Below are 20,080 nucleotides of genomic sequence, written 5' to 3'. Positions count from 1 at the left end.
CCCTGCTCGACGGTGCTGCGAATGGCTGTCACGCGGCGAGCGCGCGACGGCTGGAATCAGGCCTTGGCCTTCTTGCCCTTGGCGGCCGGGACGGCGATGGCGCCCTCGGCGGCGGCGGTCTCCGTGGGGTTCGCCGCGTACTTCTTGCGGAAGCGGTCGATACGGCCGGCCGTGTCCACGAGCTTGTACTTGCCCGTGAAGAAGGGGTGGCAGTTCGAGCAGATTTCCACCGAGAACGAGCCGCGGGTGGAGTGGGTCTCGACGATGTTGCCGCACGCGCAGGTGATGCGGGACGGCGGATAGACGGGATGCACTTCCGGCTTCATGACGCTCTCCAGGGTGCCTTGCCCCCAGCCGCCCACGGCAGGGAGGTCCGGCACTGTAATGGCCGGCGCTTATAACGGCGCGCCGACCGGGGCACAAGACCAGCGCGGCTCAGTGGGCCGCCGAGCCCGGGGGCTCGACACGTTCCACCGCCTTCTGGACGACCGGGTCCGCCGGTACGTCGCTGCCGAGCTGGATGTACGACAATAGATGCGTCCGGGCCGACGGCGTTGCGCCGCCCGCCAACGTCTTCTCCAGGGACTGGCGCCGGGTCTCCAGGCTGGCGACCGAGGCCTCGAGCGCCCGCTTCTGCGCCTCGTCCTTCATCTGGCCCAGCCGCTCCTTCGCCCGGGCGAGGTTCGTCTCGACGATGCGCAGGCTGTCGCGGGTGCGCTCGCGCTCGGAGACGTCCACGAAGCGACCGGGGCCGTCGATGGACAGCTCCAGCTTCGCGACCTGGCGGCCCCGCTCCCCCGGAGGCACCACGGTGGTCAGCCCCACGCGCTGGGCGATGCCGGAGCCCCGCCCCTCGTGCGACTGCATCACGAAGTCCACGCCCTCCAGCTCACCGGCGAGCTGGAGCAGGTCGTTGTAGGGCACGGCGGCCAGCAGGATGACCAGGTCCACCTTCTGCTCGCGCAGGCGCTTCACCTCGGCGGTGACGGCGGGGAGCACGGGCAGCCCCTGGCGCTGGACGGCCGCGGCCTTGCCCTGGGCGAAGGGCTCCATGGGCTCCGGGCGCTCGGTGGCGGGCGAGGCGCCCACGAGGCCCACCTTGAGGCCCCCCACCTGCGTCACCATCGACGCGGGGAACAGCAGCTTGCCCTGCGCGTCCGCGAGGTTCGCGGACAAAAGCTTCAGCTTCGACTTGCGCGACTGCTTGAGCAGGAAGTCCACGCCCAGCGACAAATCGCGCGTGCCCACGGCCATGGCGGTGGTGCCCTGCGCGTTCATCTGCGCGAACACCAGCTCGGCGCGTGCGCGGGCATCCGGGGCCTCACCGCTGTCCCGGCTCTTGAAGAGCGCGTTGCCCGCGTCCAACACGAGGACCGGCACGCCCTTCGCGCGCTCCTTCTCTATCGTGACTTTTCTTCTGGCCAGACCGCCAGACGGGTTGTGTCGTCAACCACAGGGGGCGACTTCGCCCCCGTTGTCTCCGGTGAAGAGGAGCACGAGCTGCTTGGGCGCGGCCCCCGCGACGAGCGGGAACACCAGCGCGGCCAGCAGGGCGAGCCCGGGCAGGCGGAGGCTCACTTCTTGCCCCCCTTCTTCGCGGGCGCCTTCGCCTTGTCCAGCTCGGCGATGCGCTCCTTGGCCGTCTTGGCGGCGGCGGACTTGGGGTAGCTCTTCACCAGCTCCTCGAGCGCCAGGCGCGACTCGTCCTTCATCTTGAGCTGGGCGAAGCACTCCGAGGAGCGCAGGTACGCATCCGGCGCGGAGGGCGTCTTCGGGTGGTCCTGCACCACCTTGCCGTACTCGAAGAGGGCCTCGCGGCACTTGGACTCGGAGAAGTACGTCTCGCCCAGGCCGTAGTGGGCCTCGCCCACGAGCGCGTCCTTGGCCCACTTCTTCATCAGCTCGTTGAAGAGCTGGCGCGCCACGAGCAGTTCGCCGGCCTTGGCGCGCTCCTGCGCGAGCGCGAGGAAGTCCTTGGGGTTGGTGGGGCGCTGGAGCTCCTCGGCCTTCTTCTTGGCCTCGGCCTCCTTCACGGCGGCGGCGCCCTGCATGGCGAGCAGCTTCTGGTCCTGGGCGCCGAGCGCCGTCTCCAGCTCGGTGATTTTATGGAGGTAGGTCTCCACCTGGCCGCGCAGCTGGGACAGGTCCTCCATCGTCTTCTGGAGCTGGATGCCGATGTCCGCGTCCTTGCGGCGCGCGGCGGTGTCCAGGCCGTCCAGGGCCTTGGTGACCTCGGCGACCTTCTCGTCGATCTTCGGCAGGACGATGGCGAGCTGCGCGCGCGCCTCCTTCAACTCCGTCTGCATCTGCGCGGAGTCGGTGCCGAGACGGTCGACCTTCGCCTCGAGGGCGCGGCCGCGGTCCGCGGGATAGAAACAGCCAGGGAGCGCTACCAGCAGCGCGAACAGGACGAGCCTTCGCATGGGGCCGGCATCTTAGGGCCAAATCGGCGCGTCGTCCGGACTTCTCGCCAAGGGGGCGGCTAGCGGGGCCCGCCCAGGGGCTCCAGGCGGCCGGCCGCGTGCGCGCACGCCACCCGCAGGCGGCTGGGGTTGAGGAAGAAGGGCACCGGCCGGGCGCGGCCCTCCTCCAGGGCGACCAGGGCGCGGCGGTACTCGGAGGCCGCCTCGAGGGGGCGGCGGCACTGCTCCAAGAGCAGGGCCAGCAGGTAGCGGGCGGCCGCATGGTCGGGGTCCAGTTGGAGGCACTGGCGCAGGTCCCGCTCCGCCACCGCGTCCGACACGCCCGACGCGGCGCCGTCCAGCACGCACGCGAAGAGCAGGTCCGCCTCGGCGAAGGCGGGCGCCAGCGCAGGGGCCTCGAGCGGGGTCGCCGAGGAGGACGGCGCCGTGCCCCGGGAGGGCCCCTTGGAAGGTCCCGTCGGGACGGAGGCGGGCGGGCCTCGCGTCGGCTCCACGAGCGCCAGGCGCTCGGCGTCGCTCCGGACGTGGAAGAACGCCGACTCCGTGCGGACCACGCGCAGGGTGGGCGGCACCTGGAGCAGCGGCTCCGAGGACGACAGCACCAGCGTGCCCCCGGGCGCGAGGCTCTCCGCCAGCGTGGCGACGGTCCGGTGGAAGGACTCCACCGTGAAGTAGATGAGGACGTTGCGGCAGAAGATGACGTCGAAGCCGCGCTCGGCCGGGGCCCGGGGATAGGGCACGTCCATCAGGTTGTGGACCTGGAAGCTGGCCCGCTCGCGAAGCCCGCCCACCAGCGCCAGGCGCGAGCCCGTCGACACGAAGTAGCGCTCCCGGAGCGCGGGCGGCACCCGACGCAGCTGCTCCCCGGAGAAGGAGAGCCCGCGCGCGCGCCGCAGCGCCGCCTCCGAGATGTCCGTGCCCAGCACGGTGCTCCCGGGGCTCGCGCCCGCCTCGGCCAGCAGGACGAGCAGCGTGGCCACCTCCTCGCCCGTCGAGCACCCCGCGCTCCACACCCGCAGGGGCCCTCCCCTCGCCCGCTCCACCAGCGGCCCGAGCACGTGCTCGCGGAAGTCGGTGAGCTGCACCTCGTCCCGGAAGAGGTCCGTCTTGTTCACCACCACCGCGGAGATGAGCCCCTCCAGCTCCGCGGCGCCCGTGGGCGACTTGAGGAACGCCAGGTACTGGTGCGGCGTCAGCCCGCGACACCGCTCCGTCAGCCGGTCATCCAGCCGACGAATCTGGGGCCCGCTCAAGGCCATGCCCGTACGCGCCGTGAGGAAGGCGCGCACGAAAGCCCATGGCGCGCTCGGAGCACGCACCGCCAGCTCAGCGCCCCACGGCCAACGACTCACCCCGCGCCAGCCGCGACAGCGTCGCCGCGACCTCGTCGCCGTGGATGAGGTGGTCCACCGCCTTGCGCTCCACCGCCGCGCCCGGCATGCCGAACACCACGCAGGACTCCTCGTTCTGCGCCAGCGTCAGCCCTCCGGCCTGACGGATGGCCAGCAGCCCCTCCGCGCCGTCCGCGCCCATGCCCGTCAGCACCAGGCCCACCGCGCGCCGGCCGTAGGTCCGGGCCGCGCTCTCCAGCAGCGTCGTCCCGGAGGGCATGTGCCCGTCGCGCTCCACGCCCGCCTTGAGCGCCACCCGTCCCCGGAAGGGAATCATGGTGTGCTGCCCCGGCGGCGCGATGAGCACGTGGCCCGGCATCAACGGCTCGCCGTCCTGCGCCAGCCGCACCTTGAGCCGGCTGGTGTTGCCCAGCCACCCCGCCAGCGACTCGGCGAAGGCGGCGTTGATGTGCTGGACGATGACGATGGGCGCGGGGAAGTCCGCCGGCAGCTCCGACAGCATCCGGCACAGCACCTGCGGCCCGCCCGTGCTCGCGGCCACCACCACCACGCCCATGGACACGGCGGGCAGCACCGACGTCGTCACCCGGGGCGGGGTGATGCCCTTCTGGGGACGGCGCAGGTGGCGGATGACGCGCACCGAGGAGAGCAGCTTGATCTCCCGCACCAGGTTCCAGGCCTCGGGGCCGGCGTCGATGGCGGGCTTGATCTGCAGCGCGAGCGCGCCCAGCTCCAGCGCCCGGTACGTCAGCTCCGGCGCCTGCGAGCGGGGGTCCGCCGTCAGCACCAGGATGGGCGTGGGGCACTCGGCCATGATGTGCTCGGTGGCCGTCAACCCATCCATGACGGGCATGTCCACGTCCATGGTGATGACGTGGGGCCGCAGCTCCTTGGTCATCTCCACGGCCTGCTTGCCGTCCGCGCACGAGCCGACCACCTCGATGTCGGGGTCCTTGCTCAACGCCTCGCAGATGAGCTGTCGGCAGATGAGTGAGTCATCGACCACCAGCACCGACACTTTCTTGCCCATGCCCTGTCCATACCCCGTGCGCGAGGCGCCGAGTATAGCCAATGCTCCGTCCTGTCCTCAGGAGGTTGAGCGGGGGCCCTCAGGACAACAGTCGCCCCACCACATCCACCAGGTCCTGGCGCACCAGGTCCCCCTTGGTGACGTAGGCGTCCGCCCCCGCCGCCAGCCCACGCCGCCGGTCATCCTCTCCACCACGGGTGGTGAGGATGACGACGGGCAGCCTCGGCCGGGCGGAAAGTTCCTTCAGCCGGCGGGTCAGCGCCAGGCCGTCCATGCCCGGCATCTCCAGGTCGGTCACCACCAGGTCCACCGGGGTGCCCTCCAGGACGTCCAGCGCGTCCGCCCCGTCGGCGGCCATGACGGTGTCATATCCCACCGCCTCCAGGAGGTTGGAGATGAGCTCCCGGGTGAGGGGGGAGTCGTCCACGACGAGGATGCGCCGGCGCCGTGACTCCGTCTCCGGGGCCGACGAGCGGGGCAGCTTCAGCGGGGACGTCCCGTGGGCGCTGGCGGTGAGGTAGGCCGCCGACAGCACCATGGCGAGCCGGCCGTCCGCCAGGGAGGTCGCGCCCGTGAGGTGGCCGAAGCGGGCCAGCACGCCGCGCAGGGGGAGGATGGCCTGGACGCGCTCCTCGAGCACGCGGTCCACGACGACGGCGGCGGCGCCGCTCTGGCTGCGGACCACCAGGACGAGCTCCCCCTCCCGGACCTCGCGCTCCGGGGACAGGCCGAGCAGCGAGCCCAGGGACGCCAGCGGCAGCACGCGGCCCTCCACGAGCAGCGCGGGCCGGCCCGCCACCTCGCACAGGTGCAGGGGCTCCACCTTGAGGGCGCGCGAGACGTGGGTGGCGCTCAAGGCGAGCGTCTCCGTGCCCACCTGGACGAAGAGCAGCGGCGCGACGGTGAGGGACACGGGGACGCGCAGCTCGAAGATGGTGCCCCAGCCGGGCGCGGACTCGACGCCCACGTCGCCCCCCAGGCCCTGGATGGAGGCGCGCACGGCGTCCAGGCCCACGCCCCGACCCGACAGGTCCGTGACGACCTCCCGGGAGGTGAAGCCCGGCAGGAAGATGAGCTCGCGGGTGGCGGCGTCGGACAGCGCGTTGGCGGCGCTCTCGTCCAGGACACCCCGGCGCACGGCCACGCGGCGCAGCTCCACGGGGTCCAGCCCCATGCCGTCGTCCTCGACGCGCAGGATGATGCGGCTGCCCTCGCGCGCGGCGCGCAGGGTGAGACAGCCCCGGGGATGCTTGCCGGAGGTGACGCGGTCCACGCGCGTCTCCAGGCCGTGGTCCAGGGCGTTGCGCACCAGGTGCATCAGCGGCTCGCGCAAGGCCTCCACCACCGCCCGGTCCGCGCGGGTGTCCTCGCCGTCGACGACGAGCTCCACCTCCTTGCCCAGCGTGCGCGACAGGTCTCGCACCATGCGCGGATAGGGCTCGAAGAGGACGGACAGGGGGAGCATGCGCAGGCCCTGGACCTCCTCGACGACCATTCCCAGGTCGCGGAGCTCTTCGTTGGAGAGCAGCTTGGACTCGCGATGGAGGTCCGCGGCCAGCTCCTTGGCGGTGCCCAGCCGGGCCACCAGCGCGGCGGCGGCGGGGCCCAGGTCCTCGGCCTCGCGGGCCAGCTTTCCCAGCTCCCGGGCCAGGGCCAGGCGACGGGCGTTGGCGCGCTCCCGGCGACGGGCGACCTGGGCCAGGTTCGTCACCGCGCTGGTCAACAGGTCCAGGCTGGCCACGTCGATGCGGACCGCGTCCATGCGCGTCTCGGGCTGACGGGGCGACGTCGAGGTCCCCTGCCCTGGCGCGGCCACGCGAGGGCCCGGGGCAGGCGTGGGCGAGGGACTCGCGCCAGTCGCCCCTGTTGAGGGGCGGGCGGGGCTCGTCTCGGGACGTGGCGCGGAGGGCCAACCGCGATTCTGCGCGACGGTCGAGATGCCTCCCGTGGGAGGTGGGGCGCCACCGCGCAGTGGAGGCTCGGAGGGTGCCACCGTGGACACGCGGGTCATCCCCGTCCCTGAGACCCGCCAGAGCGGATTGCCACCGGGAGCCGTGCGCACCCCGCTGCGAGCAGGCCCTTCGGCGACACCTCCCTCCAGCCAGAGGGGCGCATCGGGGACGGCGCCTCCGCTTCGGGACGGGACGTCGGAAACGCGCGCCTCGCCGTGCGAGGCCCCATCGAGAGCATGCGCCTCGCCGCGAGGCGCGACGGTGAAAGCCGGGGCTAGGCTCCGCGCATCGGCATCCCTTCGGGACGCGGCATTGGCGGCAGGAGCATGGCTCCGCGCATCGCCTTCGCTTCGGGATGCGGCATCAGAAGCGTAGCTCCCGCTTCTTTCTCGCCCGTCACTTCGGGTTGCGGCATCGGCCGCAGCGGCCACTTCCTTCCCGCTCCCGTCATTTCGGGACGCGGCGTCGGCAGCAGTTGCCCCACTCCTCCCCCTCCCATCGCTTCGCGAGGAAGAGTCGGCCGCGTGCCCCCAGCTCCGTGAGTCATCGTCACTTCGAGACGAGGAGTGGGGACCCGAGGCCTCACCACCGACGTCGCCAGTCGCACCACGCGGCGCCCCGCCCCCCGACGCGGCGGCGATGGTCCGCGCCAACGACTCGGCCCCATCGACCCTCGCGCTCGAGGACGCCCCCGCGCCCTCTCCCGTCGGACCGTCCCGGGTCTCCGCGCGGGTACAGGCCTGGAGCCAGCCCACCAGCCGCACCACCTCGGGCGAGGACGCCGCGCCCGGCTGCGTCCCCGAGAGCAACAGCACCGCGTCAGCGGCGCTCAGGAGCGCATCCGCGGAGTCCGCGGACAAGGCATAGCGCCGGGGCTCCACGCAGCGGACGAGCTCCTCCATCTCGTGCACCAGCACGTTGATGTCGTCGAAGCCCATCATCCGGGCCTCGCCCTTGAGCCCGTGCAGCTCGCGCAGCGCACCCCGTCCCGCATCCGGGCTCGCCCCTGCTTCCAGCTCCATGAGTGCCCGGTTGATGCGCTCCAGGCGCACCGTCACCAGGTCCCGGAACTGCCTGAGCAGGCGCTCGCTCGGGTTCACCCGCCCTCCTCCCCTCGCAGCGTCTCCTGTCCAATCTGGAAGCGCTCCACCACCTCACTCAGGTCCCTCGCCAGCACGAGCAGGTCCGTGTTCGCGGTGCTCACCTGCTTGGTGGCGTTGAGGCTCTGCTGGGTGATGCGCAGGATGTCCGCCATCGTCTCCGCGAGCTGGTCGGTGCCCGTCTGCTGCTGCTGCGTGGCCAGCGAGATGCTCCGCACCGCGTCCGACGTCTTCCCCGCCAGCTTCGTGATCTGCCGCAGCGACTCCGACACCTGCTGCGCCAGCGTGGTCCCGGACTCCACCGCGCGCACGCCGCCCTCCGTCGCGGACACCGCCGCGGCCGAGGCCTCGCGCACCTCCTCGATGAGCCCTTCAATCTCCTTCGTGGACTCGAGCACGTTCTCCGCGAGCCTTCGCATCTCCGCGGCCACCAGCGAGAAGCCCCGCCCCACCTCCGCCGCCTTCGTCCCCTCCAGCTCCGCGTTCAGCGCCAGCAGGTCGGACTTGTCCGCCACGCCGTTGATGAACTCGACAATCTTGCCGATCTGCTGCACGCGCTTGTTCAGCCGAACCACCGAGGAGGCGATGGCGACGTTGTCCTGCTTCATGCGCTCCATCGAGCCCAGGAAGGACTCCGCGCTGCGCTGGCCCTGCTGCGCCGCGCCCAGCGTGCGCTGGGCAATCTGCGCCACCGAGCCCGCGTTCTCGGCGATCTGCCGCGCCGAGCGCGCCAGCTCCTCCGTCGTCGCGCTCGTCTGGTCCAGGGAGCTGGCCTGCTCGGTCGCACCCACCTCGTAGCGTCCAGAGGTGGTGAGGATCTCCTCCGTCGTCGCCGAAATCTGCGCCCCGGCGCGCTGGAGCTGGGACATCACGTCCGCCAGGTGCGTCCGCATGGTGGTGAAGGCCGCGGACACGTCCCAGATTTCATCCTCCGTCGGCACCACGCGAGGGCTGGCCAGGTCCCCCTCGGCGATGCGCCGCGCCTCGCTCGACAGCTCCCGCAGGGGCCGCCCCAGCAGCGTGCCGCCCAGGTACGCGGTGGTCAGCGCCAGCGCGAAGACGAGCAGCACCAGCGGCCCGCCCGACACGAGCGCCTCCACGCGAAGCCGCGAGGCCAGCTCCGCGCTCGGCGCAGCATGCGCCATGAGCTGCCGCAGCGCACGCTCTCCCAGCGCAGAGGAGAGCTGCACGGACAACACCGCCGGCGTCACCACCGAGATGAAGGCGAACGCCACCAGCCGCGCGCGAATCTCCGCCCGCCTCGGCATCGCCGCGATGAGCTGGCCGTGCGTCATGCCCAGCTCCGCCAGCCACAGCACCACCTTGCGCGAGCGCAGGATGACCAGGCAGTGCACCAGCAGCGCCGTCAGCGGACCGAACAAGAGTCCCAACCCGGCGATGCGCCGCGCCGCGTCCGCGTCCACGCCCGCCGTCCACCACACCGCGAAGCCCAACAGGGGCGTGGTGAACAGCCACAGCCCCAGCGAGCGCAGGAACGCCTCGTCCGGCCAGCGCGTCACCTCCGTCACCGCGGCCTTCAAGACCTCCGGCGTCGGAGCCACCCGCCCGAGCTCCAGCGCCCGCACCGTGCGCAGCCGCGCGAGCGACACCCACGCGCCCAGGATGATGGCCACCGCCCCCATCCCGCACGCCCACCGGACGAACAGCTCCATCCGGCCCGCCATCCCCGGCGCGTCGGAGAGCGTGAGCCAGGCGTAGTGCAGCCCGAACACCACGCCGACCAGGTTGGTCAGCGGCACGGGCAGCATCAGATGACGGGTGAAGGACGTCCGCCTGGAGCTCGCACGCGGGCTCATGCGTCCTCCCCGGCCACCACGTGGAAGCGCTCCACCACGCGCTTCAAATCCCTCGCCAGCGTGGACAGGTCCGCGTTGGCCACCGCCATCTGCTTGGTGGCCGCCGAGTTCTGCTCGGTGACGCGCAGGATGTCTCCCATCGCCGCGGCAAGCTGGTCGGTGCCCGTCTGCTGCTGCTGCGTGGCCAGCGAGATGCTGCGCACCGCGTGGGACGTCTGCCGCGCCAGCTCCAGGATGAGGCTCAGGCTCTCGTCCACCTCGGCCGCCAGCACCGTGCCCGCGTCCATGGCCTTCAGCCCCGCCTCCGTCGCCATCACCGCCGCGTTCGTCGCGTCGCGGATCTCCTCGATGAGGCCCTCAATCTCCTTCGTGGAGCGGATGACGTTCTCCGCGAGCCTGCGCATCTCCGCGGCCACCAGCGAGAAGCCCCGCCCCACCTCGCCCGCCTTCGTCCCCTCCAGCTCCGCGTTGAGCGCCAGCAGGTCGGATTTGTCGGCGATCTCGTTGATGAACTCCACCACCTTGCCAATCTGCTGCACGCGCTTGTTGAGCCGCACCACCGCGTCCGCGATGGCCTGGTTGTCCTGCTTCATGCGCTGCATGGCGCCCAGGAAGGCGGCCGCGCCGCGCTGGCCCGTCTGCGCGGCGGAGAACGTCGACTCGGCGATGGTGGACACCGACTCCGCGTTGCCGGCGATCTGCTGCGCCGAGCGCGCCAGCTCCTCCGTCGTCGCGCTCGTCACGTTGAGCGAGCTGGCCTGCTCGTCGGCGCCCGCCTCCTGCTCACCGGACGTCGCCACCAGCTGCTCGGTGGTGGTGGATATCTGAAGGCCCGCGCGGCGCAGCTGGGTGAGCGCCTGGCCGAGCTGCGCCTGCATCTGCGCGAAGGCCGCCGAGGTGGCCCACACCTCGTCCTCCGCTGGGATGACGCGCGGAGGCCGCAGGTCTCCCTGGGCGATGCGGGTTGCCTCCTCGGTGATGGCGCGCAGCGGCCCCGCGATGACGGTGCCGCCCAGGTGCGCCGTCAACAGCACCAGCACCGCCACCAGCCCCGCGACGGCCAACCCCCGCTCGTCGTCCACCCGCCGCACCGCCATGTCCCGCTCCTGGGGCGACTTCGCGCGCACCACCTCGTCCATGGCCCGCGAGGTGCCGGTGACGGTGGCGTCGAGGATGAAGAGCGAGGGGGTGAGCACCGCGATGGCGGTGAAGAGCACCATGTGCCGGCGCATGTGCAGCCGCCGGGGGGGCGCCGCCGCCACCACGTCCAGCGGGGACAGCCCCCGGGCCGCCACCAGCTCCACCGCCCGACGACAGCGCCGAATCACCAGCAGGTAGATGAGCAGCGCCGTCAGCGAGCCCAGACACGCGCCCACCAGGACGATTCGCGGCGCGAGCCCCAGCGACGCGTCCGTCCAGGGGATGAAGATGAACGCCACCACCAGCGCGCCCAACAACCAACTGCGCAGCGCGAAGGAGAAGACCCTGTCGGGGAAGGCCCGGGCCTCCAGCAGCGCCTGGCGCAGGTGCTCGGCGGAGGCGGGCAGCGCCCCCTCCCCCACCGCGTGCAGCACCCGCAGCGAGCGCCGCGCGTTGAGCCGCACCAGCCACAAGGACAGCGCCGTCACCACCACCACCAGCCCCAGGAAGCGCAGCCACGCCTCCCGGGGCAGCGCATCCGTCAGCAACCCGTGCAAGAGCGCCAGGCAGATGCCCACCGTGCTCGCCGGCATCACCGGCCGCGCCACCCAGAGCGCCAGCCCCCGCACGTCCGAAGGCCCCGTCACGCCGCGCCCCCCATCCGCCGCCGGAGGAACCGCTCGAAGTCCGCCAGCCCCAACAAGGGCCAGAGCACCCCGCGCGCCAGCACGAAGCCGCGCAGACAACCCCCCGACGCGCTCACCGCCACCGGCGGCGCGGTCAGCACCGGGTGCGCCTCCGCCTCGATTTCGAGCGCGTCCACGCCCACCGCCCCGCCCGACGTCGCCACCAGCACGCGCTGGGCGCCCGCGGACGCATGGAAGGCCAGCCGGGCCGAGGCCGCGTCCTCCTCCCCCGGCGAGGTGATGGAGAGCACCTCATGGGCCAGGAACGCGAGCCGATGCGGGCCCGCGTGACACAACAACATGCCCCGCACGGGGCCTGCCGGGGCCATGACTCAGGCGCCCTGGCTGAGGTGGTCGAAGAGCCCTTCGGGGTCGATGACGGCCACATCCCGGGGGCCGCTCTTGGCGGGGCCTCTCAGGTGGACCTGGACGCCCGCGGAGCCCAGGGGCTCGAGCGCTCCCGTCACCGGGGAGACGCCGGCCACCGTGGTCGCCGTCAGGGCGAGGGTGCCGCGCGGCAGGCGCACGAGGACGGCCCGCCGCGAGGACTGGCTGGCGCCGCCCACCAGCAGGCCCATGTCCACCACCGGGATGACCTCTCCCCGGTGGGCGAACACACCCAGCAGGTGGGCTGGAGCCCCCGGTACCCGCGTGAGCTCGGGGAAGGTGACGACCTCCGCCGCGCTGTCCGCGGGTACCGCGTACCAGCTGCTACCGCAGGCGAAGACGAGATAGGACTGACGCGCTTCCGGCTCGTGGACGGCCATGTGGCGCCAAGCCTACCTCAGCCTCCACTAGCGCTGGAACTCGACCCGGCGGTTCTCGCTCCACGCCTCTTCGGAGGAGGCGTTGTTCACCGGGCGCGTCTCACCGTAGCCCACCGTCGTGACGGTGTTGGACTTGATGCCCAGGTCCGTCAGGTAGCGCTTGACGGCCGCCGCGCGGCGGTTGGAGAGCTGGAGGTTGTACTCCTCCGTGCCGCGCTCGTCGGCGTGGCCCGCCAGGGTCAGCTTGCCCGCCTGGCCCGTCTTCAGGCAGTTGGCCAGGTCCGACAGGCGCTGCTGGGCCTCGGAGTCCAGCGAGGACTCGTTGAAGCCGAAGCGGATGGGGCTCCAGTCGCACTTGTCCGCGGAGGCCGTCACGCAGCGGCCGGCGCTGCACTCCTGGCCGTCACCGCAGTCGGAGTTGGACGCGCACGTGTCCGTGGGGACCTGGCAGCGGCCGCCCTGGCACTTGCCACCGGAGGGGCACGAGGAGTCGTCCTTGCACTGGGCCTCGGCGCACTTGCCGGCCTCGCAGATGCGGCCGTCACCGCACTGGTTGTCGACGGTGCACTCGGGCGGCTTGGGCGCGCACTTGTTGCCCTGGCAGGAGAAGCCCTCCTTGCAGTTGGCGTCGGTCGCGCACTCCTGGCACGTGCCCTGGACACAGACCTCGCCCTTCTCGGAGCAGGTCGAGTCGTCCTTGCAGTTGGGGTAGCTGGGGGGGCAGCCGGTCAGCACGGCCATGGCGAGGCCGAGACCCGCCCACAGAGAAATCCGACGCATCATTCCTCCCGAAATCATTGAAACGAAAGAAGCACCCGCAGGGGACGGGTAGTCGGGTCGCGTGTAGTCTCAGTCGCCGGGGTGAGTCAAAGCTTTTGTCCCTTTCGAGACACCCCTCCGCGCCCCGAAACCCTTGAATGTCCAAATATTTTCCGTGAGATTGTCGCTGTTGCCCGGGAGCGGCCGCGTGACGTGGTCCCCGGGCCGGGAGCGCCCCGCATGCCCGCATCCGTGCTCATCGTCGATGACGAGAAGAACATCCTGCTGACCCTGAGCCAGTCGTTGCAGCTTGCGGGATATCAGACACATCTGGCGGCCAGCGGGCAGGTGGCGCTCGACGTGGTGAGCGCGCGGCCGGTGGACGCGGTGTTGATGGACGTGAAGATGCCGGACATGGATGGGCTGACGGCGCTCGCCCGGCTCACGGAGCTGCGGCCCGAGCTGCCCGTCATCATGATGTCGGGGCACGGCACCATCGACACGGCGGTGAAGGCGACGCAGCTGGGGGCGCGCGACTTCCTGGAGAAGCCCATCGCGCGGGAGCGGCTGCTGGTCGCGCTGCGCAACGTGCTCAAGCACCAGGCGGCGATGGAGGAACTGCGCGAGCTGCGCGAGCAGCTGGGGCGCTACGACATGGTGGGCAGCGGCCCGGCCATGCAGCGCATCTTCTCGCTCATCCAGCGCACGGCGCCGTCCGAGGGACGGGTGCTCATCACCGGTGAGAACGGCACGGGCAAGGAGCTCATCGCCCGGGCGCTGCACCAGAACTCGCGGCGCAAGGCGTCGCCGTTCGTGAAGCTCAACTGCGCGGCGGTGCCGCACGAGCTCATCGAGAGCGAGCTGTTCGGCCACGAGAAGGGCGCGTTCACGGGGGCGGTGAGCGTGCGCCGCGGCAAGTTCGAGCTGGCGCACGAGGGGACCTTGTTCCTCGACGAGATTGGCGACATGCCGCCGGCCATGCAGGCCAAGCTGCTCAGGGTCCTCCAGGAGGGGGAACTGGAGCGGGTGGGCGGCGCGGAGACGCTCAAGGTGGACGTGCGCGTCATCGCCGCGACGAACAAGAACCTGGAGCAGGAGATTGGCGCGGGGCGCTTCCGGGAGGATTTGTACTACCGCATCAACGTCGTGCAGATTCACTCACCGCCCCTGCGTGAGCGGCGCGAGGACCTGCCGGACCTCATCGGCACCTTCCTGAGCGAGGCCTGCGCGAAGAACGGGCGGCGGCCGTTGACGCTGTCCCCGGACGCGCTGGCGGTGATGAGCGCCTACGACTACCCCGGCAACGTGCGCGAGCTGCGCAACCTGGTCGAGCGGCTGGCCATCCTGTGCGAGGGCCCCGTCGTCACGCGCGCGGACGCGCTGGAGCTGCTGCCCCGGGGACGCGGCGTCGTGCCGCCTCCGATGGAGACGGTGGCCGCGCCGGCGCCCACGCTGGACTCGGCCGTGGTGGCCGCGGCGAGCACGCCCGCGCACGCGCTGGTGGCGCCCCCTCCCCCGACGTCGGCACCGGCCCCCGTGGTGGGCTTCAAGCCCCGCGCGGACAAGACCTTCCGCGAGCAGGTGGAGGACGCCGAGCGGGAGATCATCCTCTACGTGCTGGCCCATACCCACGACAACGTCACGGAGGCCGCCCGGCTCCTGGACCTGGAGCGGGGCCACTTCTACAAGAAGATGAAGGCCCTGGGCCTCCGGCGCGGCCAATCCGAGACGTAACCCCAAGCGTCGTCACAAATGTTTCAGCGCCACCATGCTGAAACATTTTCAAACACACTGTTGTCTCAAGCCCCCCGCGCCACGCCCTGGGGTCCGGCGGACATGCCCACGAGCTGGGCGATGAACTCGCGGCGGCTGCGGACCCTGGCCTTGGTGAAGATGGCCTTCAGGTGGTCCTGCACCGTCGCCGGGGTGATGGCCAGCGTCCGGGCGATGGTGTCCGTGGTGTGCCCCTGGGCCACCAGAATGGCCACGTCCTGCTCACGGGCCGTCAGCCCCAGGCTCATCAGGGCCATGGGCAACACCTCCGCGGGCGTGGCGGGCGCCACGACGATGGCGACCTGCCCGTCCGGACGCCCCTCCAGCAGGGACGCATGCAGCGTGAGCCACTGCCCCGTGCGCGTCCTCACCCTGGAGCGCGACGGCACGTCCCTGCGCCCCGCCGCGCCCAGGCCCCTGGCATGCTCGGCCACGGTGATGACGCCGGACGGCACCCCCGTCGACGACGGTGACGTCTCCGCGAGCTCCGCCAGCACCGCCTCCGCCCTCGGGTCCGCCGACACCAACTGCCCCCGGGGCCCCAGCACCGCGATGCCCGGCAGCGGCTGCCCCTCCCCCTTCGGCACCGTGCCCTGGTACGAGCGCCACAACATCTGCCCGATGTGCGCGGAGAAGCGCTCCATCATCCCCAGCTCCCGCTCCGTGTAGGGCCCCCGGTCCGTCGCGCGGAGGAACGTCGCCGCGCCCCAACACCCCGAGGGCAAGTCGAAGTTCACCCGAAGCTCGTCCCCGAAGCCGAAGGGCGCGATGAGCTCGCGGTAGCGCGCGCTCTCGTCGAGCTTCTCCCCCGCCGCCCTCCGCAACGAGCCCACCCGCTGCCCGGACGCCCGCAGCCCCGCGAACGTCAAGGGCTCCGGCGCCCACAACTCCAGATACGCCGCCCGCTCGAACCCCCGCGGGTCCAGGTTCTCCATCACCGTCGACGTCACCAGCCCCGTCGCCGGGTCCGTGCCATGCCAACAACTCGCATCCACTCCCAGGGGCTCGCGAAGCAAGACATTCAGCCGCGTGAACAACTCCCCCAAGGGGAGCTCCGCTTCGGACAACTCACGCAAGGCGCCCAACAACTCTCGCTCCATCCGGGAACGCGTCACCATTCCCTGACAATATCCAGTCCAGACAAGAATTCCCCACTTTTCTGGGATAGACGCGCCCGACGGGGCCAACGCACCCTGTCGGCAATCCCTGTCCCTCGTGGAGGAGCCGTGCGCAATCACCCCCGTGGTCGCGTGACGATTCGCGTTGTCGCCCGGAGTGCGGCCTTGGCACTCTGCGCGTCTGTCCCCGCGGATGTGAGCCCCCTGACAGCCCTGCATCAACAACAACAGCAATACTGCATGAAGCCAGCCATCGGGACTCCCGGCGGCAATGTCAGCGCCGCGCCTTGTCATGCCTCGGGGCTCGACTGGGAATTCGAGCCGGTGCGGGGAACCCAGGCCCACCGGGAGCGCATCCGGAATGGAAGTTTCTGTCTGGGTGCTCGCGGGCGACGGCTGGTCTCCGCGCGCTGTGATGACAGTCTCGAGCAGCAATGGGTCATCACCCCGTTCGAGACACCCGGCGCCCCTCCGCCTCCGGGGTTCCGGGGCATCCAGCTGAAGAGCGCCGCGACGGGGGAATGCGTGGAGGGGGCGCCGGAGCCCGTGGGAGGGGCGCGCATCCGCCTCCACCCGGAATGTCAGCCGCACCCCTCGCAGCAATGGAACGTCCATCGCTCGGTGTTCGAGCGGCTCCTCGTGGAAGCGCCCCCCGAGGCCCCCCGCGCCCCGCGACGAGCACTCCTGGCGTCCGGCCAGAGCGAGCGCCTCCAGTTCTACGCGGACGAGGGCCGCACCCTCCTGGTGGGATGGCGCGGCAGGGATTGCCTCGGTGCCCAGACGTCCTGGGGCGTGTCGTCCCCCCATGAGACGCGCGTGACGGCGCCCTGCCCGCGCGAGGCAGGGGCCCTGGAGTGACGGCTCAGAGCGGTTCGGCCGTCGCGCAGCTCGGCGACGCGCTCTCCGCCACCTGACGCGTCAACGACCTGCGGCTCGCGTCGGTGAACGGGGACACGCCCATCACCAGACACGTCCGGTAGAGCAGCGCCTTGCTCGCGGGGAAGGCGTCGATGGCCGTGCTGAAGTCGTTGTTGAAGTACACCGAGGTGAACGCCGAGCCGTAGAACGGGCTGGAGCCCCAGGCGAACTTCTTGCCCGTCACGCCCGTGGCCGCGTTGAGCCCGCTGTACTGCGCGGACTGGAACGGCCACTCGCCCGCGGAGAAGCCGTCGCTCAGCAGCGCCCGCCCCGTGGCGGCCTTCGTCGCGCCGTTGTTGATGCTGTAGCCGCCGTAGACCAGCCCCGCGTCCTGGCCCAGCTTCAGCTCGACCAGGCCCAGCTCGTACAACACGCCCGTGCCCGAGTGGCGCGCGAGCAGCGCGTGGTACTTGCGCGTGGCGCCGATGGGCTCGTTCCACGTCCAGTTCGCCTGGGTGGTCAGCACACCCGCCACCGGTGCCTGCGTGGTGAAGTGGTTGCGCGTGTCGCCCCACTGCACGTTGATCAGCGGCGCCTGCGGGTCGGCGTCCGCGAACTCGACGACACCGTAGGGCCCTCGCATGTCGAACGAGAGCTGCCCCGCCGTCGCCTCGCCCAGGTCCAGCCGGATGTCCAGGCGCGGGAAGTCGACGCCCTTCTGGAAGACCCAGCGCAGGGTGAGCGGCACCAGGAACTTCTGGTGGGACGCGGTGGCGGCCGGCGTCGCCGCGGTGACGTCCGCCATGGCCACCCGGGTGCCCCACTTCGGATAGGTCGTCGTGAAGGTGTGGCTGGCGGAGGTGCTCGCCGGGAGGATGGACGAGGGGACGCCCCGCACCGCGAAGCCATACCCGAGCGGCGAGTCGTCCTCGCCGTTCAGCCCCGCGATGGTGCCGGACGCGCCGTTGTCGAACTGGCGGTACAGCTCATGGCCCACGAAGTAGCCGAAGCCGCGCTCGCCGCCGCCCGTGCCATCCACCGTCACCGTGCGCCAGTCGGCGCCCGCGGCGACCTGATAGGTCATCTGGACCGCGTACCCGCCATTGCCCGCGGCGGTCTGCCGCTTCAGCGACAACGTCCTCGGGCGCCCCTTCGAGTCCGTCCACGTGTAGCGGTCCACGTCGACGCCCCCCAACACGGCGGACTCGCGAGAGACACCGTCCCCCTGCTCGAAGGCGGGCACCTCGGGCCCCGCGTCCGGGGTGCCCGCGTCCGGCGTCCCCGCGTCACCACCGCCGGCATCCGGGCTGCCCGCATCGTCCTTCGAGTCACTGGAGCCGCAGGCACACAGACACAGCGCCGTCGCCAGGAGCGTCACCTCGAGCCACCGCTGATTCATTCGCATCCGTCGCGGTTATCACGCCTCACGGTGCGTCGACATCCGCCGACCGGGACGTGAAGAAATACACGCAGCGCCCGAAGGAATCCCGCCCTCGACGTTGCGCGCGGCGCCCGTCTTCGAGGGCAGCCTGACGCCCTACCCCAAGACCTACAACCAGAGCACCTGTCCCTGAACCTCACGCGCTTCGAGCACGGCTGACCTCGGCCCTGCTCGACGTGCTCACGGCACGCCGAGCAGGCGCAGCCCCGCCGCGGTCGCCGCCGCGGCCACCACCACCGCGATGAAGGGCAGCCGCAGACACGCGAGCACCGCGCCGACGAGCACCCCCGTCGGCCGGGCCCACCCGGCGAGGCCTCCCTGTGCCAGCAGCGTCGACGTGGCCACGAGCGCCGCCAGCATCGCGATGGTCGCCAGCGCCATCCGCTCCTGCACCCGCGCCGACAGCTTCAGCCGCTCGCTCAACAGCGGCCCCGCCACGCGAAAGCCATACGTCCCCAGGGCCAGCACCAGAATCGGCAGCAAGGTCATCGCAGCGCCACTCCCACGGCGAGAATCGACAGAATCACCGGCAGCCCCATGGGCAGCCACGGCGTCAGCACCAACGCGATGAGCGCGCCCACCAGCGCCACCTGGCGCGCCTTCGCCGCCCGCTCCCTCGCGCCCGCCTCCGCGTCCTGCTCCCGGGGCGGCAACAGCGAGGGCAACAGCAGCGCGACCATGCACGCGGGGAACGCCGCGTCGAGCCCCAGCGACTCGGAGCTGCCCACCACGCGCCCCGCCCAGCCGCCCAGCACCACGCCCGTGTTCCACCCCACGAACAACATGCCGCCGCACAACCAGTAGGCCGCCCGACGCCGTCCCGGCTCCCGCTGGGACAGGGCGAAGGCCACCGACTCGTCCACCATCAGGTGCGCGCCCAGCAGCCGCGTGGACCACCGCTTCCCCAACAGGTCCGCCACCGCCAACCCGAAGGGAAGATGCCGCGCGTTGAGCAACAGCCCCGCGACCACCGCCGCCGCCGGACTGCCCCCCGCCGCCACCATCCCCACCACCACGAACTGCGCGCCGCCCGCGAACACCACCACCGACATGAACAGCGCCATCCACACCGACATCCCCGCCGCCACCGCCAGCGCCCCGAACGACACCCCCACCACGCCCGACGCCAGCGCCACCGCCCCCACGTCCCGCACCAACACCCGGTCCACGTTCGCCATGCATCTCAATCTGGACAGAAGCCGCCCGTTCGTCAATAAGAACGACCATGCCGGTAAAACGAACACCCAAGCCCCCTCGTCCGCTGGACGCCATCGCCGTCGCCCTGCGCCGGGAGCGTGAGCGCGCGGACATGTCCCTGTCGGAGCTCGCGCGCCGCGCGGACATCTCCAAGTCCACGCTGTCGCAGTTGGAGTCGGGCGCCGGCAACCCGAGCATCGAGACGCTCTGGGCCCTGGCCGTGGCGCTGGGCGTGCCCTTCAGCCGGCTGGTGGACCCGCCCGCTCGCGAGGTGCGCGTCATCCGCGCGGGCGAGGGCGCCGCCATCCGCTCCGAGCAGGCCCACTTCACCGGCATCATGCTGTCCGCCTGCCCGCCCGGCGCACGACGCGACCTCTACGTCATCACCCTGGAGCCCGGCTCCGCCCGCCACGCCCAGGCCCACATCCCCGGCAGCGTCGAGCACCTCATCGTCAGCAAGGGTCGGCTGCGCGCGGGCCCCTCGGACCACCCGGTGGAGCTGGCCCCGGGCGACTACGCCACCTTCCCCGGCGACGTGCCCCACCTCTACGAGGCCCTCGCCCCCCACACCGTCGCCGTCATGGTGATGGAGCACGTGTAGGCGGGTGAACCGCGACTCCGAATCCCTGGAATCTCGGAGCTGAACCGCCGGGCCAGACATGGGAGA

19 protein-coding genes and 1 pseudogene are annotated in these 20,080 nt (G+C 71.6%); 3 read left to right on the top strand and 17 right to left on the bottom strand.

Going from position 1 to position 20,080, the window contains the following annotated elements; all coding sequences use genetic code 11:
* Positions 1-56 precede the first annotated feature (56 nt).
* The 13 genes and pseudogenes from rpmE to OWM54_RS33710 all read right to left on the bottom strand — a co-directional run bounded on the left by rpmE (position 57) and on the right by OWM54_RS33710 (position 13,047).
* Positions 57-326 carry a 50S ribosomal protein L31 gene (gene rpmE, locus OWM54_RS33770; RefSeq protein WP_141323673.1) on the bottom strand — a complete coding sequence of 90 codons (270 nt, stop codon included), beginning with the start codon at positions 324-326 and terminating at the stop codon, positions 57-59.
* A gap of 109 nt (positions 327-435) precedes the next feature.
* Positions 436-1,380: a 5'-nucleotidase gene (locus OWM54_RS33765; RefSeq protein ID WP_223745500.1), complete on the bottom strand. Its 945-nt coding sequence runs from the start codon at positions 1,378-1,380 to the stop codon at positions 436-438.
* Between the two features lie 66 nt (positions 1,381-1,446).
* Positions 1,447-1,578 (bottom strand): hypothetical protein, encoded by a 132-nt coding sequence (locus OWM54_RS33760; RefSeq protein WP_255665906.1) that lies wholly within the window; start codon positions 1,576-1,578, stop codon positions 1,447-1,449.
* Complete coding sequence (locus OWM54_RS33755) at positions 1,575-2,423, bottom strand: tetratricopeptide repeat protein (RefSeq protein ID WP_223745499.1); 849 nt, start codon at positions 2,421-2,423, stop codon at positions 1,575-1,577. The genes OWM54_RS33760 and OWM54_RS33755 overlap by 4 nt, the downstream gene beginning before the upstream one ends.
* A gap of 59 nt (positions 2,424-2,482) precedes the next feature.
* Positions 2,483-3,682, bottom strand: coding sequence for a CheR family methyltransferase (locus OWM54_RS33750; RefSeq protein ID WP_267701187.1), 1,200 nt, complete (start codon positions 3,680-3,682; stop codon positions 2,483-2,485).
* Between the two features lie 67 nt (positions 3,683-3,749).
* On the bottom strand, positions 3,750-4,805 hold the full coding sequence (cheB, locus tag OWM54_RS33745) for a chemotaxis-specific protein-glutamate methyltransferase CheB (RefSeq protein ID WP_141332148.1): 1,056 nt from the start codon (positions 4,803-4,805) through the stop codon (positions 3,750-3,752).
* A 79-nt stretch (positions 4,806-4,884) separates the two neighbouring features.
* Positions 4,885-6,567: a hybrid sensor histidine kinase/response regulator gene (locus OWM54_RS33740; protein ID WP_223784130.1), complete on the bottom strand. Its 1,683-nt coding sequence runs from the start codon at positions 6,565-6,567 to the stop codon at positions 4,885-4,887.
* 1,071 nt (positions 6,568-7,638) lie between these two features.
* A pseudogene (locus tag OWM54_RS43455) lies at positions 7,639-7,809 on the bottom strand (Hpt domain-containing protein); the annotation flags it as partial.
* Positions 7,810-7,853: 44 nt separating this feature from the next.
* Complete coding sequence (locus tag OWM54_RS33730; RefSeq protein WP_267700129.1) at positions 7,854-9,674, bottom strand: methyl-accepting chemotaxis protein; 1,821 nt, start codon at positions 9,672-9,674, stop codon at positions 7,854-7,856.
* Complete coding sequence (locus tag OWM54_RS33725) at positions 9,671-11,461, bottom strand: methyl-accepting chemotaxis protein (protein WP_223745497.1); 1,791 nt, start codon at positions 11,459-11,461, stop codon at positions 9,671-9,673. The genes OWM54_RS33730 and OWM54_RS33725 overlap by 4 nt, the downstream gene beginning before the upstream one ends.
* Positions 11,458-11,829, bottom strand: coding sequence for a protein CrdC (locus OWM54_RS33720; protein ID WP_248545980.1), 372 nt, complete (start codon positions 11,827-11,829; stop codon positions 11,458-11,460). Before OWM54_RS33720 ends, OWM54_RS33725 begins: the two co-directional genes overlap by 4 nt.
* 3 nt (positions 11,830-11,832) lie before the next feature.
* A complete protein-coding gene (locus OWM54_RS33715; RefSeq protein ID WP_046715198.1) occupies positions 11,833-12,267 on the bottom strand; it encodes a chemotaxis protein CheW in 435 nt (144 codons plus the stop codon).
* Positions 12,268-12,294: 27 nt separating this feature from the next.
* Positions 12,295-13,047, bottom strand: coding sequence for an OmpA family protein (locus tag OWM54_RS33710; RefSeq protein ID WP_141332153.1), 753 nt, complete (start codon positions 13,045-13,047; stop codon positions 12,295-12,297).
* A 219-nt stretch (positions 13,048-13,266) separates the two neighbouring features.
* Between OWM54_RS33710 and OWM54_RS33705 the strand changes: the two genes are divergently transcribed.
* Positions 13,267-14,760, top strand: coding sequence for a sigma-54-dependent transcriptional regulator (locus OWM54_RS33705; RefSeq protein ID WP_223745495.1), 1,494 nt, complete (start codon positions 13,267-13,269; stop codon positions 14,758-14,760).
* A gap of 65 nt (positions 14,761-14,825) precedes the next feature.
* On the opposite strand, the gene OWM54_RS33700 is transcribed toward OWM54_RS33705, so the two are convergent.
* Complete coding sequence (locus OWM54_RS33700) at positions 14,826-15,917, bottom strand: response regulator transcription factor (protein ID WP_267700128.1); 1,092 nt, start codon at positions 15,915-15,917, stop codon at positions 14,826-14,828.
* Positions 15,918-16,157: 240 nt separating this feature from the next.
* On the opposite strand from OWM54_RS33700, the gene OWM54_RS33695 reads away from it, so the two are divergent.
* Positions 16,158-16,775 carry a hypothetical protein gene (locus OWM54_RS33695; protein WP_267700127.1) on the top strand — a complete coding sequence of 206 codons (618 nt, stop codon included), beginning with the start codon at positions 16,158-16,160 and terminating at the stop codon, positions 16,773-16,775.
* Positions 16,776-16,779: 4 nt separating this feature from the next.
* Here the strand turns inward: OWM54_RS33695 and OWM54_RS33690 are convergent, their stop codons facing one another.
* From OWM54_RS33690 to OWM54_RS33680, 3 genes are all read right to left on the bottom strand, one after another.
* Positions 16,780-18,180, bottom strand: a complete 1,401-nt coding sequence (locus OWM54_RS33690) for a hypothetical protein (RefSeq protein WP_267700126.1) — start codon at positions 18,178-18,180, stop codon at positions 16,780-16,782.
* Positions 18,181-18,396: 216 nt separating this feature from the next.
* Positions 18,397-18,705 (bottom strand): AzlD domain-containing protein, encoded by a 309-nt coding sequence (locus tag OWM54_RS33685; protein ID WP_141330903.1) that lies wholly within the window; start codon positions 18,703-18,705, stop codon positions 18,397-18,399.
* Entirely contained in the window at positions 18,702-19,394 is a 693-nt protein-coding gene (locus OWM54_RS33680) for an AzlC family ABC transporter permease (RefSeq protein WP_223745490.1), read from the bottom strand. Before OWM54_RS33680 ends, OWM54_RS33685 begins: the two co-directional genes overlap by 4 nt.
* Positions 19,395-19,441: 47 nt before the next feature.
* On the opposite strand from OWM54_RS33680, the gene OWM54_RS33675 reads away from it, so the two are divergent.
* On the top strand, positions 19,442-20,014 hold the full coding sequence (locus OWM54_RS33675) for a helix-turn-helix domain-containing protein (protein WP_223782011.1): 573 nt from the start codon (positions 19,442-19,444) through the stop codon (positions 20,012-20,014).
* Positions 20,015-20,080: the final 66 nt, after the last annotated feature.

Source organism: Myxococcus sp. MISCRS1 (assembly GCF_026626605.1).
In the GTDB taxonomy this organism is placed as follows: Bacteria; Myxococcota; Myxococcia; order Myxococcales; family Myxococcaceae; genus Myxococcus; species Myxococcus fulvus.
Note: the sequence above shows the minus strand (reverse complement) of the source record. Positions and strands in the feature narration are given on the sequence as shown.

What these genes read in the sequence shown, in the direction of transcription:
- OWM54_RS33740 (WP_223784130.1), bottom strand. Translation starts at nt 6,567, where the DNA reads ATGGACGCGGTCCGCATCGACGTGGCCAGCCTGGACCTGTTGACCAGC.
- OWM54_RS33680 (WP_223745490.1), bottom strand. Translation starts at nt 19,394, where the DNA reads ATGGCGAACGTGGACCGGGTGTTGGTGCGGGACGTGGGGGCGGTGGCG.
- OWM54_RS33695 (WP_267700127.1), top strand. Translation starts at nt 16,158, where the DNA reads ATGAAGCCAGCCATCGGGACTCCCGGCGGCAATGTCAGCGCCGCGCCT.
- OWM54_RS33715 (WP_046715198.1), bottom strand. Translation starts at nt 12,267, where the DNA reads ATGGCCGTCCACGAGCCGGAAGCGCGTCAGTCCTATCTCGTCTTCGCC.
- OWM54_RS33755 (WP_223745499.1), bottom strand. Translation starts at nt 2,423, where the DNA reads ATGCGAAGGCTCGTCCTGTTCGCGCTGCTGGTAGCGCTCCCTGGCTGT.
- OWM54_RS33700 (WP_267700128.1), bottom strand. Translation starts at nt 15,917, where the DNA reads ATGGTGACGCGTTCCCGGATGGAGCGAGAGTTGTTGGGCGCCTTGCGT.
- OWM54_RS33690 (WP_267700126.1), bottom strand. Translation starts at nt 18,180, where the DNA reads ATGCGAATGAATCAGCGGTGGCTCGAGGTGACGCTCCTGGCGACGGCG.
- OWM54_RS33710 (WP_141332153.1), bottom strand. Translation starts at nt 13,047, where the DNA reads ATGCGTCGGATTTCTCTGTGGGCGGGTCTCGGCCTCGCCATGGCCGTG.
- rpmE (WP_141323673.1), bottom strand. Translation starts at nt 326, where the DNA reads ATGAAGCCGGAAGTGCATCCCGTCTATCCGCCGTCCCGCATCACCTGC.
- OWM54_RS33685 (WP_141330903.1), bottom strand. Translation starts at nt 18,705, where the DNA reads ATGACCTTGCTGCCGATTCTGGTGCTGGCCCTGGGGACGTATGGCTTT.
- OWM54_RS33720 (WP_248545980.1), bottom strand. Translation starts at nt 11,829, where the DNA reads ATGGCCCCGGCAGGCCCCGTGCGGGGCATGTTGTTGTGTCACGCGGGC.
- OWM54_RS33750 (WP_267701187.1), bottom strand. Translation starts at nt 3,682, where the DNA reads ATGGCCTTGAGCGGGCCCCAGATTCGTCGGCTGGATGACCGGCTGACG.
- OWM54_RS33675 (WP_223782011.1), top strand. Translation starts at nt 19,442, where the DNA reads ATGCCGGTAAAACGAACACCCAAGCCCCCTCGTCCGCTGGACGCCATC.
- cheB (WP_141332148.1), bottom strand. Translation starts at nt 4,805, where the DNA reads ATGGGCAAGAAAGTGTCGGTGCTGGTGGTCGATGACTCACTCATCTGC.
- OWM54_RS33705 (WP_223745495.1), top strand. Translation starts at nt 13,267, where the DNA reads ATGCCCGCATCCGTGCTCATCGTCGATGACGAGAAGAACATCCTGCTG.
- OWM54_RS33730 (WP_267700129.1), bottom strand. Translation starts at nt 9,674, where the DNA reads ATGAGCCCGCGTGCGAGCTCCAGGCGGACGTCCTTCACCCGTCATCTG.